Origin of the sequence: Nostoc sp., assembly GCF_036918015.1 — a bacterium.
In the GTDB taxonomy this organism is placed as follows: domain Bacteria; phylum Cyanobacteriota; class Cyanobacteriia; order Cyanobacteriales; family Nostocaceae; genus Nostoc.
In genome coordinates this window covers 203,041-216,785 of record NZ_JBALEO010000073.1, presented here as the reverse complement: position 1 = coordinate 216,785, position 13,745 = coordinate 203,041, and the positions used below count along the sequence as shown (strand labels likewise).

Below are 13,745 nucleotides of genomic sequence, written 5' to 3'. Positions count from 1 at the left end.
CCTACCCTGCGGCAAGCTTACACAACAGCGCGGCTCTTAAACCTTTCCTCGATAAATAAAATTCGTCGTCACCACTTGGGCGCTTTTTCCAGGTCATTAGCTGCCGTGCTTTCGCCCAAAGTTGGATTTCAAAGCCTCTCCCCGTTCCGCGAAGAGAAACAGAAGTGGGGTTTTAGTATACTTTCAGGCTTGATAAACATTCTCTAAATCCCCCATTGATTGAATTCTGACTTCTGAATTCTGAATTCTCATTTAAGTTTTTCGTGAGCAGCCAAAATAATTTTTTCAGTTTCTTCCCAGTTAATACATTTGTCAGTTACAGAAACACCATATTTTAATTCTTCTTGTTTACCAGTAATTGGTTGACTACCTTCATACAAATGCGATTCCAGCATCATGCCAACAATTGATGTATTACCATCCACTATTTGCTGAATAATATTTTCTAAGACAGCACCTTGTAATTTGTAATCTTTATTGGTATTGCCGTGGCTACAGTCGATCACAATTCTTGGTGGTAGATTTGCCTGTTTTAATTTCTCTTCTACCAGTTTGACATTTGCTGGATCGAAGTTGGGTTGACTACCACCCCTTAAAATTACGTGACCATAGCCATTACCTTTAGTTTTAAAGACGCTGACCTGTCCGTTTTGATTAATTCCCAGAAAATTATGCGGGTTTCCAGCAGATTGTAGGGCATTCAAAGCTACTTGAATATTGCCATCAGTACCGTTTTTAAAACCTACAGGCATCGAAAGCCCACTTGCCATTTCGCGGTGAGTTTGTGATTCAGTTGTGCGTGCGCCGATGGCAGACCATGTAATCAGTTCACTGATGTATTGAGGGATGATTGGGTCTAGTGCTTCTGTGCCAGCAGGTAATCCAAACTCTGTAATTTTTAATAGTAGTTCCCGTGCAATTAATAGACCTTTCTCTACATGGAAAGAATCATCCATATCTGGATCGTTAATTAACCCTTTCCAGCCTACAGTTGTTCTTGGTTTTTCAAAATACACTCGCATAATTAGTAGCAAGTTATCCTTGACTCGCTCGGACAATATTTTCAATCTCTCAGAATATTCGAGCGCTGCTTTTGGGTCGTGGATTGAGCATGGGCCAACTACTATAAATTTCCTGCGATCCTTAAAATCGAGGATATCTTCTATTTCCTGTCTATATGCTAAAACTCTTTGTTCAGCTAATTGTGTTAAAGGTAATTTTGACTTAACTTCATTGGGGGTTAATAAAATGCGATCGTTCTCAATGTTAGCGTTGTCGATATTACTATTAAATAATTTGTTGTGCATGGGGATGCTTTGGCAATACTATAGACGCACTTCAACTCAGAAGTGTAACACAAACCTATGAAATTTTAAAATAGCTTGTTTTCTGCTTGACAAATTTCTTATTAAACTGTATCCGAGTAAAATCATAACTAAAAAAGGGGAAATATTTTCCCCTTTTTCTTTTCTATTGGACTACCGACTTAGTGGTAGTGTATATCATTACTGCCATACAAACACTTTAGCTTCGTATGGCCCCAAGTCAATTATGATGCCATCTTCACCAGATTCGACATCATAATTGCCTGTCCATTCGTGCCATGTCCCAGCGCTAGGAAAGTTAGGAACGTGATAGCCTGCTAGAAAGTTTTCTGAAAAATTTGCAATTACGACTACACGAGAACCTTCATCATTCCAACGAGTATAAGCTAATACTTTTGCTTCAGGATTTTCGTGGATAAAATCGATATTTTCTGTGTAGAGAGCATGATTGCTTTTACGCAGGTTGGTTAAGCCTTTGTATGATTCAAATAAACCACGATTTAGATCGTTACCTAACAGCGTCCAATCGATTTTGGATGATTCAGGTTGTTTAGGTTTATACTCGCCAAATTCTTCTCCCATCCAAATCAAAGGTACACCAACAGCAGTCATTAGGATCGCTACTCCTAATTTAACCCGCCGAAATGCTTCTTCGTCAAAAATCTCACGGTTCCCCAGTTCAACCATGACATGATTATGGTCGTGGTTGGTGAGATAATTTACTACATTGGTAGCACCCAAAAAGCCTTGGCGCTTGCAGTCAATGACATCTTTAAGACGCTCCAAATCAAATGTATCACCGCAAATATGTTCTAGAATGCAGTGATAAAAACTATCATGCCAGCAACCATCCATTGGCCCATCTACATTGGTAATGCTGGGAGTTTCAGGAATGTGTTCGGCAACGTTGTAAAAAGGCTTCATGCTAGCAGTTTTTTTGGCTTCCTGAACAATCCAGTGCATGAAATCGTAGTTAGCAATTTGCCGCGCCGCATCATAGCGAATACCATCAAGATGATATTCTGATATCCAAAAACGGATTGCCTCACCAGTAAATTTCCAGGCTGGCTTAATATCTAATTTTTCATCATAATGTTCGTAATTAAACTCAGGCCCCCAATTATTATCAGGGTCGCGAGGTTCGTGATGATACCAATAATCGTGGTCAATTTGTGTTAATGGAGCAGATGCTTCTGAGTGATTATAAATACCGTCAAGAATTACACGAATACCTTTAGCGTGACACTCATCAATCAAATTTTTTAACTCAGCAGTCGAACCATAACTAGATTCTGTTGCAAAGAAGTGGCGGGGATTATAACCCCAACTATAATCACCAGGATATTCTTTAAGTGGCATCAACTCAATAGCGTTGATTCCCAGTTCACACAAATAGTCTAACTTTTCAATGACGTGTTTGTACTTACCTCGTGCATAAGGATCGTCCTCGCCACCAGAAAAATCACCAACGTGCAATTCATAAATTACTAATTCGTGGTCAGCAGGTAAAGGTTTGTCATCATGTTGCCAAACGTAAGTATCAGTAATCCTTTTGCGGTCTTTGATCCTGATAACACCATCGTCTTTTCCACTTTGTTCATCTATGTCAGTTGCACAAGGATCTGTAACATCAACCCATTGTTCTGGTTCAAAAAACCATGAATTTGATTGAACGCGGAATTTATATTTATAAACGCCGTCTTCTAATTCAACACTTGTGCGGAAATAACCATCATCACCTCTTTCCATTGGAATATCTTGCCAATCAGAAAAAGAACCAATTAATGCGGCTCCTTTGTTGTAAGGTGCAAATAAATTAAATTCAATTGGCTTTGCCATAGAAGTATTTGTAATATCAAGGGTTGATAGAAATATTCTCTGATGCTGAATTGAATTTGCAAATAGCTCTAGAGAAATAATTAGATCGTGAGTGCTTCTCTCTTCAGGAATAATTTATATTTTATTTATAAAACTTAACTGAATATTGTTGATTTTTGTCTGTTTATAATATTTATTTGTTGACTCAAATACGGATTTACTATCTTGTAAAGATTGTCTATAAAACTAATGTTTTTTAACCTACCGCATACAAATACATAAAAATATTAAACAAAGTAAAAGTTTTAACCATGTTCAAATACAGTATTTATCTGGTAAAAATAGGATGCTTTTTACCAAATATATGTTACAAAGTTAATCTTTTTTGCTATTAGCTTGTTGTAGATAACTTAATAACCAATTCGCCGCTGTCGCTCTGCGAGTTTGCCGAGGCCCAAATTCCCCAATTTTGTAACCTTTGAAACCCAGTTTTTCTTTTAGCATTTGTTTATTTTCAGCCGGAATGGAACGAGTCAGCTTGACAGTTGCGGGGCGAGATTCAATGAAATCTGGTGGTTGTGGGTATTCATTATGCCATTCTGGTGCAACTTGGCTAACGTCCCATTGTGCAATTGAGGAGTCATAGCGATAGCCTAAATAATGCCATAGCAACTGGTTGACTGTGGCATCATCAAGTTTATCGTCAAGAATCGCCCAAATTGTTTCTGTATTAAGTGGTGGCAGGTTAGACATAAACAATTTAAAATTCCAAGTGGAAAAATTGACTACTGATTAAATTACAGCAGTTTTCAGGTATTTAGACTATAGGAACTAGTATTTGATTTTTGAAATGCACGTAGTAGACTGTCTACGCAAAATAGTTCATTAGACATAGACGTAGGTTGGGTGGAGCGGAGCGCAACCCAACATATTATCAGGATGTTGGCTTTGGCAAAGCCTCCAACGCCACTTGCTACAACGCGGGGAACCCGCAAGGGCGCTGTGGCTCCCCAACCTACAATTTTTTTGCAATCATTAAAGCCATGACAGTCCATTACTTGACTACCGAGATTTTTTCAGAAATCAAATATGATTCCTATAGGACTTCAATGAAGAGTAGGGTAGTTCAATTACTTGAAAAGTTCGGGAAATATACAAAAACTAGTAGGTATTGAGAAAGACTGGGATTAATTTGGCGAGTTGGAGTTAAAAACAGATTGTGTATACACAAACTAGGTAGACTGGAATCGTAAAGATTAGACCAGTCTATGCAGAATTCTACAGCACTGCCAAAGATTATCCGCGCCCATGTATTCATTTCTGGCCGAGTCCAAGGAGTGGGCTATCGCTATTCCACTGTCGATACAGCTAGGCAATTGGGATTAACCGGTTGGGTGCGGAATCTCCCCGATAATCGAGTAGAGGCAGTTTTTGAAGGGGCGCGAGAGGTTGTAGATGACATGGTTCGTTGGTGTCACTCTGGGCCACCTGCTGCTGTAGTTAAAGATGTTGTGGTTGAGTATGAGGAACCAGAAGGGTTGCGGGGATTTGAAGTTAAGCGGGTTGAGTAGGGAGTTAACAAGGGCACAGGAAAGACAAACTATCCCCTGTAGCAGCCCATAATCTATGCTGAAGTGACTTGTATACTCGTGGGTTTTTCCTGTTCATCTTTTGAAGCAGTTTACCGCCTGTGAAAAATTTTGATTACAATGCAGATGTCAACTAGGCGGCGTGCTGTCTATCCACGTAAATCCAGAAGATACTCAATGAGTAATCAATTAAAAGACTACAATCCCAGCGGCGTAGGTGAAATAAATGGCAACCTCTTAGGTTTGCCCTGCGATTATCAGTCTGCAAACTTGATTGTCTTTGGTGTACCGTGGGAAGTGACTGTTTCCTATGGTGCTGGCACTGCTAATGGCCCACAGAGAATTCTAGATGCTTCGACTCAATTAGATTTGTTCGATTTTGATAATCCTGATGGTTGGAAGCAGGGAATTTTTATGGAAGAAATTCCCCAAGATATTTTAGAGAAGAACACATACTACCGCGGCTTGGCAGCAAAAATTATCGAGCGATTAGCCCAAGGTAAACAACTCTCCGATACACCAGATTTAACATCTGTGCTGACAGAAATTAATCAGGCTGGTCAACAGGTTAATCAATGGCTGTTTGAAAATTGTCAGGCAGCATTTAATAATGGTAAGCGAGTTGCAGTCATTGGTGGAGATCACAGTTCGCCTTTAGGTTATTTCCAAGCATTAGCAGCTAAATACCCAAACTATGGTATTTTGCACATTGATGCCCACGCAGATTTACGCGATGCTTATGAGGGATTTGAGTTTTCCCATGCATCAATTATGTTTAATGCGATGAAAATACCGCAAATTTCTAAGTTAGTGCAGGTAGGTTTGCGTGATATTAGTCATGATGAAGTGCAAATGATTGACCAATCCGATAGTCGCATTATTGCTTATTACGACCCAGCTATTAAGCAAAAGCTTTACTCTGGAACAACTTGGATTGATTTATGCCGAGAAATGATCAGTCATTTACCTGAATATGTTTATATTAGCTTTGATGTAGATGGTTTAGATCCAAAACTCTGTCCGAGTACGGGTACTCCTGTTCCAGGTGGGTTGGAATTAGAGCAGACTTTTTGTCTGTTCCGAGAATTGGTCAATAGTGGAAGAAAAATTATTGGCTTTGATATCTGCGAAGTCGGTGATGCAGAGTGGGATGGTAATGTTGGAGCGCGGGTAGTTTACAAGTTGGCAAATTTGATGGATTTATCAAACAGAATTCAGGAGTCAGGAGTCAGGAGTCAGAATTAATTCTGTACGACACAACTCTTGGAGACGCTCCGCGTAGCTTGCTTCCACGTTCGCGCAGCGTGCTGTAGGCAAGTGGTACGACAGGCGGTAGTTGAATCTCGACTTCGCTCGATTACCGCGCAGCGATGCACTGACTTGTGCCGAGCGGCTTGCCCTGAGCGCAGTCGTTGGCGTGGTCACTGAGCGTAGCCGAAGTGCAGCCTCTCGTAGAGAAGGGAGCCGAGGTAGCGCAGTCGAAGTGTCGAAACTCAGTGTATTGCTGGTGGATGAATAATATCATGTCCGCTTGATTACTTACTAAACCCCAAGAACCCCACCCCCAACCCCCTCCCCACAAGCAAGGAGGGGACTATGATGTACCTCATGTGATTAGTAAACGCTATAAGAGGGTTGAAAATCCCCACCAAATCAAACGCGAACAGCGTCTCCGAAAGAGAAGATTTAGTGGTTTTCAATCAGTGGTGGGTTTGAATCCTCCGCTGATAGATAGCGCAGTGTTAGCGAGTCTTATCCCTTGGCGCTAGCCTCTCCCTTTGGGAGAAGGGGAGAGAGACGCCAAGGGCGAATGAGCGTCTTGATTCTGAATCCTGAAGTCTGAATTCTTCTTCAACGAGAATTAGTATAAGGAACAAACAATCAGTACATCAGCGTCTGTCTCTATATATCTCTCAGAATATAGATACTAAAATAATTCCAGCTGATAAAGTTCTGGAATTATATACTTTATTGTCTATTAGTGGCTGGATACTATTTTTTAGTTCTATTTTACTATGAAAATCATGCTAAAAAACTACTTTAACACCAATCAAGGGCGAATTTTCACTGCTTTTATTTTAACTGGAATTTTGTCTGTTGCTAGCGGTTTAACACTTGTCAAAAGTGCTACAGGCGCTTCTGCGAACTTTTCTCTAGAAACAAGCAATAAAGTTCTCAAAGACAATATTAAACCAAATCGCTTGCCACGTCCAGTAGCTAATGCAGTACTGCGAGATTTAGCCCGCAGGCAGGGAGTTTTTACTAGACAACTGCAAATTATTGACTACAATCAGCAGACTTGGCGCAATGGTTGCTTGGAACTACCTCAAGCTGATGAAATCTGCACCCAAGCATTAGTTCCTGGTTGGCGGATTGTGGTATCTAATGGCAAAGAAAACTGGGTTTATCATACCAATAACAATGGGCGATCGCTACGTTTAGCTTCGGCAAATACTCCCTCAGAAAATCTGCCAAATAAATTACCTACATCTGTAAAAAATGCGGTTTTACAAGCCGCATCCAGACGTTTGCAACAGCCAATTTCTCAGTTAACTATTATTGAGGCTCAACAGCAAACTTGGAGTAATGGCTGTTTGAATCTACCACGTCCTGATGAAAACTGTACCGAGGCTATAGGAAGTGGCTGGCGGGTGGTTGTCGGCGGAGTTGGCCAAACCTTGGTTTATCATACCAATCAAACAGGTTCCGCACTCAGGCTGAATCAAAAGGTTAACGAAACTACACTGAATCCTGTGCAAATTCCAGCTAGTGAGTTACCACCACCGTTAGATCGAGATATAGTATTTCGCCAAATCTCCAGCGGGGGTTTTGCTGGCAGAACCTATGAGACTGTTTTACTCAAAGATGGGCGACTGATTCGCGTGCGGATTGGTGATGCTAATGATTCTGAACGTAGTGTTCGCCGTGTTTCTGTGCAACAGGTGCAAGAATTTGTGCGATCGCTAAAACGTTCTCAGTTTAGTCAATTTCGGAATTTGAGTTACCCAGCCCCCAGTGGTGCTGCTGATTATATCACCTACACTCTCACTAGCCAAGAAGGTACGGTTCAGTACAACGATATTTCTCAAAATAACCTGCCAAACAATTTACAGACAGCAGTCAAAGCCTGGAATCAAATTGTAGCCAGCGCGCAATCATAAACTTCATTGATGGAATAGAAGAATAAGAGAGTGGTGGGAACCTAGCTACAGACTCGCCACTCTCTTATAAATTAAATTTCCCAGATGCTGGCGATCGCACTATCTTAAAAGTTCATTTTCAAGATAGCGAAACAATGAAAGGTGTTTACGGCAATATTTGGTTGAAATACTTATTTAATTCGCCGTTTTGTAAATACCACATAGGATTAAAATTAAACATGAGGGCAATTGTTAACTAAAAGCTGCTCAAACAGCAATATTATATTAAATTGTCAATCATCCAAAAGAAGTATATTAAAAATATTAATCAAGCTTATTTAGTTTAAATTGATGGGTAAGCAAGTTTGTAGTAAGGACTAAAGTGCTTAAGGATCTACGGGTTAATAGTGTCGAAACTCGGTTTATTGGTACTTTATTTTTACGCAAGTCCCTTATTACAAAACCTCTTTTACTAGCTTAGACATTGTACTAGTACAGCACGACGTAAATCTAGCTACTATCTCAATTAACTAGATAAGTTGCTCTGAACAACTTGTTAAAGGTAGGCAAATTTCCACCACAGCGAACTAATTGTTTTTGCCCAATTATACTCGATTGATGCGAAAAAATAGCACACTTAATCAAGTAATATAGATTTGGTAAAAAATTGAGTAATAATAACTCCCATAAACTTTTAAAAAATAGGCTTGTATATTAATTACATCTTTGAAAAGATTGCTAAAAAAATCACTAACCATACTGAACTATAATTATGATTACTGATTGATTATTTATCACTATAATTATAGCGTCATCTAGCCAAAACTAGAGATTTTATCTTCCTATAGCTTGAAATATTCTCTTTCCTAAATTTCATACATAAATTACATGGAACAAGTCATTACTTCAATGGCAGATGCTTTGTTAGTAACCAGTAATTCAGGAAAAATAAAAAAAGTAAATCGTGCTGCTCAACAATTATTTGGTTTTGAGGAAAAAGAATTAATAAATCAACCAATCTCACTAATCATTGACGAGGATCAAATTGTACTTAAAGCTATTTATCAACATTCTTATTTAAAGCGTAATTCCCAGAGTCTAGAAGTAGTTTGTCGAACAAAAACTAGAGAAAAACTGTTGATTGCTTTTTCTTGCTCAGTAATTCCCAAAAGAACAGAAGGACTAGAAGATATTGTCTACATTGGTCGGGATATTACTGCTTGGCAACGCCGGGAACAGCGTACAAGTGCCCAGTATTCTATTACTCGCATATTATCAGAATCACAGAGCATAAAGCAGGGAATTCCTCAAATTTTGCAGTCGATTTGTCAAAACTTGGGATGGGATTTAGGCGAACTATGGACACCAAGTCAATATATTGGCACTTCCGTGCAAGGAGATAGTCTCAATGCAGTACTAAGGTGTGTAGAAATTTGGTCAAGTCGATTAGTTTCTGTTCGAGAGTTTAAAGCAATCACCTGGCAAACTACTTATACACCTAGTGTTGGCTTACCTGGTCGAATTTGGATCAGACGTTTGCCTTTGTGGATTAAAGATATCACAGTAGATGGAGATCAAAGGCGATCGCAACCTGCTGCTGAGGCTGGATTGCACGCAGCTTTTGGCTTCCCCATTTTAGACGATAGTGAAATCTTAGGAGTGATGGTTTTCTTTAGCCGGGATGTACAACCAAAAGATAAAGACCTATTACAAATGATGGGTTCTATTGGTAGCCAAATCTCTCAGTTTATCAAACGCAAACAAGCAGAAAATGCTCTTGTAGAAAGTGAAGAACGATATCGAGATTTATTTGAAAATGCTAATGACTTGATTCAATCTGTCAATCCATCTGGTCGTTTTTTATATGTCAATCGTGCATGGCGAGAAACCTTGGGATATAGCGAAGCTGAAATCGCAAATATGAGTGTTTTCGATATTATACATCCAGAGTTTAAGCAACACTGTTTGCAAAGGTTTTATCGTGTCTTATCAGGAGAAAATCTTGGGCAAGTAACAGCTATATTCGTTACTAAAGATGGTCAAACAATCTTTTTAGAAGGCAATATTAATTGTAAATTTGTTGAAGGTCATCCAGTTGCGATTCGCGGCATTTTTCGCAATGTAAGCCAGCGAGTAGCAGCAGAAGAAGCACTTCGTTATCAGCAGAAAGAAACCGAACGTTTATTGCTGAATATTTTGCCAGTCGCAATTTCTAGAGAAGTGAAAGAACAACCAGCTAGCATTGCCGAAGACTTTGCTGATGTCACAGTTTTATTTGCAGATATCGTTGGCTTGAGCGAAATTGCTACTTCTATGAGAGCAATTCAACTGCTGAACCTACTCAACCCAATTTTCTCAGTTTTCGATCGCCTCACCGAACGATATAGTTTAGAGAGAATCAGAACTATTAACGATGCTTATGTGGTGGTTGGTGGCTTACCTACACGCCGCCAAGATCGTGCTGAAGCGATCGCTCTGATGGCACTGGATATGCAAACTGCGATCGCTCTATTTAATACTGAGAATAACCAAAATTTCAGCATCCGTATCGGCATCCATAGCGGTTCGGTAATGGGGGGAGTCATCGATCCGAATAAGTTTACTTATGAACTCTGTAAAGACACAGTAAACATCGCTAGCTATATGGAATCCCAAGGTATTGCTGGTAAAATCCAGGTTACAGAAAATACTTATAAGTGCTTGTGTGATGAATTTGTATTTGAAAAACGAGGCGAAATCGAAGTTAAAGGCAAAGGGAAGATGACAACTTATTTGTTGATTGGACGGAAGGAATGAGGGCATTGGGAAAGAGGAGGCAGGAGGCAGGAGGCAGGAGGCAGGAGGCAGGGGGCAGAAGTTCTTTAATTTTGAATTTTGAATTTTGAATTTTGAATTGATTTCTCCCCCTGCCCCTGCCTAATCCCCTAGTGAGTATTCGGAATCAACCGCCCACAGGGATAAGTCGCTGTGGGCTGTGAAGTATTTTCAGCAACTGCTGCTGGAACCCGATCCGATGGTTGGGTTTTGGCTGCTAGATAGTCTTTTTGCAGTTTGTCGAAAATGGCTTCTCGCTTGTCGTATATACGCTTCAGGGGACGAGGTTGGCATTTGTTCAACACATACGCTGTCACCAGTGGTAGAGCGATTGTGCTATCGGTATAACAAACAATTGTGTTAGGTAACTCATCCGGGTCAATTTTACCCCAACTGACAGCTTCCGATGGCGTTGCTCCAGATAAACCGCCTGTATCTGGACGCGCATCGGTAAACTGTATAAAGTAATCGTGTCCTCGTTCTTCTAAGCCTAAAACCTCGTGGAGTTGCGGTTGAGTTTGTAGCAAAAAGTTTTTAGGACTACCGCCACCAAGAATTACAGCCGCACTTTTACCTCCTGATTCACGGGCATTATATGCGATCGCTGCTGTCTCATTCACGTCAATTGATGGATCTATTACCAACTGCGAACCTTCCAATGCTAAAGCCGCCACGTTCATCCCAATTGAGCTATCTCCTGGAGAAGACGTATAAATCGGTACGCCATATTCATAAGCTGTAGCGAGCAAGCAGGAATGCTGCACACCCAATTGCTTTTCTACTTCTCGGACATATTTACCTAGTAAATGGTGAAACTCAGCCGTTCCCATCCGCTTTTGAAACGCTTCTCCTTGGAGAATCTTGCGGATGAACGCATCAGTTTCTAGCAGCACATCGTAACCAAAAATAATGTCATAAATGCGGATCGTGCCTTCTTGGCGCAGTTTCACATCATCCAAAAACGGATTACCAGCAAAGAGTTCAAAACCCAATCCGTAATGCATATCATGGTAAAGATTTGCACCAGTGCTAATCATCCAGTCAATAAAGCCGTTGCGAATTAAGGGTGCAAGTGCTGAAACCCCGAATCCTGCTGGCGTCATCGCACCGGAAAGGCTAACTCCCACTGTCACACCTTCCGTTAGGACATCGCGACTCAGTAGTTGGCAGATTTCCCGCAACCGCGCTGAGTTATAAGCGGTGAAGTATTGATCGATCAAATCCACCACACTGATATCATTTGATATAGGTGTGGGTGCAATTTTTTGACCCAGCTGTTTAGACATTTTGGCACTCCCGAACAGTAAACACGCCGAATCTAATGGTATCTAGCTTTCAGCCAAAGTGACAGCAATACTTTTTGATCACTATCTTGAAAAAGCAAGTGGGGAGTAGGAAAAGAAAGCTTTTTCAGCCCTTTTGGGATTTTCCCATGATTAGCTGTCTTAAAACCGAATGGCACTAAGAAAAAATACAGCCCTTGCTCTGACTGGTTCCCTGCCTCTAGGCAGGGAACCCATTCTGGGAGGCTCCGCCTCCAGTAGCTTGACAAGAGGCAGAAGCTCACTTTAGATATATTTCCAGCCTGGAGGCTGGGAACAAGACGACACAAGCCTTTGGGCTTTTCTTCGTGCCATTCGTCTTAAAACCTTATAAGCATTTCACAGGCATATTAGTCACATTTCAAATAAAAAATATCCAATTATTTATTGTGAGGTAGTTCTAGAAAGCTGGCTTTCCGGCCCACTCTCTAAATAGTAGTAATTTATTATTTTTTGGAAATCGCTAATACCAATTTTCAAAAAGAATACAAAGGTTTTTGCGTCAGTTTTTTCTCTACTTTTGTGAACGAGAGAAAACTAAATTTCATGTTTTCTCACAATATGTCCTACCGTGTATACACAAGTCTAAAATAGCTGATAAATTACGGTTTTACCCCACCCTAACCCTCCCCGTATGTATTGGCTACAGTGTACACACATCTCTAAAAATCCTACCCACCCAATATTTCTGTTCAAGTGAAAGTCGCACACTGAGCAAATATTACGCCCGAAACTTTAGTTCCGGGCTGATAGCTAAAGTCCACTAAGCGTGGACTGAACTAAATTTCTTGTTTAGTCTTCTTTTAGAAGACTTTCGCTATGAGACTCGGAATTTATTCCGAGGCGGGATAGATACACTGCACCAACACTTGTGTGTACACCGTAGGTATGTATTGGGGAGGGAACTAGATTTTCTGGTTTCCCTCCAATGCATCGGGGGGATTAAGGGGGGTAATTCGACTTGTGTGTACACCGTAGCCAAGACATCAGGGAGGGTGCGCAGTATACGCAAATATTTTTGAATTGCTATAAGCCACAAATACTTATCCTGATGTGGTTTCAGGCAAACGCATAATTTTCCGGTTTTGGCACGGTGATGCCTTAATGGACATTGGTTGCAAAAATTAACAATTAGTAATTATTCTTTAATAACTATCTTAAATCTTTTAACTATCTGCTTAACTGTCTTAACTGTCTTAACTGTCTCCTAATTCTTCAATTTTTGATTTAACTATCTGCTTAACTGTCTTAACTTTCTTAACTGTCTCCTAATTCTTCAATTTTTGATTTAACTATCTGCTTAACGACTTTAATGTACGGATTGCTTTTTATTTACAACTATGAAAAATTATGAGAACACGACGATCCAGTATTAAAAATTTATCTGCCAATATCGGAAATAAGTAATGACTTAAACAGCTTTTTCAAATGCTTGATCTTTCGGTATGGGAAACTTCAAATAAAACATACATAACTCATTCTTTAGATTAGGAGCATCTTAATATTATCGCCTTGAAACGAGCCACCACAAGCAAACCAGATGTGGATATTTAGCTGGCCCGGATTTCTCACGCATAGTGTAGGCTCCAGGGGAAGAGGAGTGTGGGGAGTGTGGGGAGTGTGGGGGGTAAGACTTCTTCCCCATCCTCCCACACCTCCCACACTCCCCACACCTCCCACACCTCCCACACCTCCCACACCCCTTTGATTTCTCACAAGTGAGAAATCCAGGCTGGG

Annotated in this window: 9 protein-coding genes; 4 read left to right on the top strand and 5 right to left on the bottom strand. The window is 40.4% G+C overall.

All coding sequences use genetic code 11. The annotated features are described in order from the left end of the window. Positions 1–248: 248 nt before the first annotated feature. The 3 genes from V7K61_RS19955 to V7K61_RS19945 form a co-directional block, all read right to left on the bottom strand. Positions 249–1,307 (bottom strand): 3-deoxy-7-phosphoheptulonate synthase, encoded by a 1,059-nt coding sequence (locus tag V7K61_RS19955; RefSeq protein ID WP_335055878.1) that lies wholly within the window; start codon positions 1,305–1,307, stop codon positions 249–251. A gap of 198 nt (positions 1,308–1,505) precedes the next feature. Next, positions 1,506–3,164 carry an alpha-amylase family glycosyl hydrolase gene (locus V7K61_RS19950; RefSeq protein WP_335055875.1) on the bottom strand — a complete coding sequence of 553 codons (1,659 nt, stop codon included), beginning with the start codon at positions 3,162–3,164 and terminating at the stop codon, positions 1,506–1,508. A gap of 354 nt (positions 3,165–3,518) precedes the next feature. After that, positions 3,519–3,896 (bottom strand): DUF1823 family protein, encoded by a 378-nt coding sequence (locus V7K61_RS19945; protein WP_334895975.1) that lies wholly within the window; start codon positions 3,894–3,896, stop codon positions 3,519–3,521. 515 nt (positions 3,897–4,411) lie between these two features. On the opposite strand from V7K61_RS19945, the gene V7K61_RS19940 reads away from it, so the two are divergent. The 4 genes from V7K61_RS19940 (at position 4,412) to V7K61_RS19925 (ending at position 10,668) form a co-directional block, all read left to right on the top strand. Further along, positions 4,412–4,714, top strand: coding sequence for an acylphosphatase (locus V7K61_RS19940; RefSeq protein ID WP_292775585.1), 303 nt, complete (start codon positions 4,412–4,414; stop codon positions 4,712–4,714). Between the two features lie 195 nt (positions 4,715–4,909). After that, positions 4,910–5,977, top strand: coding sequence for an agmatinase SpeB (gene speB, locus V7K61_RS19935; protein WP_335055873.1), 1,068 nt, complete (start codon positions 4,910–4,912; stop codon positions 5,975–5,977). 770 nt (positions 5,978–6,747) lie between these two features. After that, a complete protein-coding gene (locus tag V7K61_RS19930; RefSeq protein ID WP_335055871.1) occupies positions 6,748–7,893 on the top strand; it encodes a hypothetical protein in 1,146 nt (381 codons plus the stop codon). A gap of 867 nt (positions 7,894–8,760) precedes the next feature. Continuing rightward, positions 8,761–10,668, top strand: a complete 1,908-nt coding sequence (locus V7K61_RS19925) for an adenylate/guanylate cyclase domain-containing protein (protein WP_335055869.1) — start codon at positions 8,761–8,763, stop codon at positions 10,666–10,668. Between the two features lie 128 nt (positions 10,669–10,796). On the opposite strand, the gene V7K61_RS19920 is transcribed toward V7K61_RS19925, so the two are convergent. Beyond that, on the bottom strand, positions 10,797–11,972 hold the full coding sequence (locus V7K61_RS19920) for a homospermidine biosynthesis protein (protein ID WP_335055867.1): 1,176 nt from the start codon (positions 11,970–11,972) through the stop codon (positions 10,797–10,799). Positions 11,973–13,490: 1,518 nt separating this feature from the next. Next, a complete protein-coding gene (locus V7K61_RS19915; RefSeq protein ID WP_335055865.1) occupies positions 13,491–13,724 on the bottom strand; it encodes a hypothetical protein in 234 nt (77 codons plus the stop codon). Positions 13,725–13,745 lie beyond the last annotated feature (21 nt).

Bases quoted from the DNA above. Each gene is read 5' to 3' on its own strand.
- V7K61_RS19955 (WP_335055878.1), bottom strand. From the start codon at position 1,307: ATGCACAACAAATTATTTAATAGTAATATCGACAACGCTAACATTGAG.
- V7K61_RS19950 (WP_335055875.1), bottom strand. From the start codon at position 3,164: ATGGCAAAGCCAATTGAATTTAATTTATTTGCACCTTACAACAAAGGA.
- V7K61_RS19945 (WP_334895975.1), bottom strand. From the start codon at position 3,896: ATGTCTAACCTGCCACCACTTAATACAGAAACAATTTGGGCGATTCTT.
- V7K61_RS19940 (WP_292775585.1), top strand. From the start codon at position 4,412: ATGCAGAATTCTACAGCACTGCCAAAGATTATCCGCGCCCATGTATTC.
- speB (WP_335055873.1), top strand. From the start codon at position 4,910: ATGAGTAATCAATTAAAAGACTACAATCCCAGCGGCGTAGGTGAAATA.
- V7K61_RS19930 (WP_335055871.1), top strand. From the start codon at position 6,748: ATGAAAATCATGCTAAAAAACTACTTTAACACCAATCAAGGGCGAATT.
- V7K61_RS19925 (WP_335055869.1), top strand. From the start codon at position 8,761: ATGGAACAAGTCATTACTTCAATGGCAGATGCTTTGTTAGTAACCAGT.
- V7K61_RS19920 (WP_335055867.1), bottom strand. From the start codon at position 11,972: ATGTCTAAACAGCTGGGTCAAAAAATTGCACCCACACCTATATCAAAT.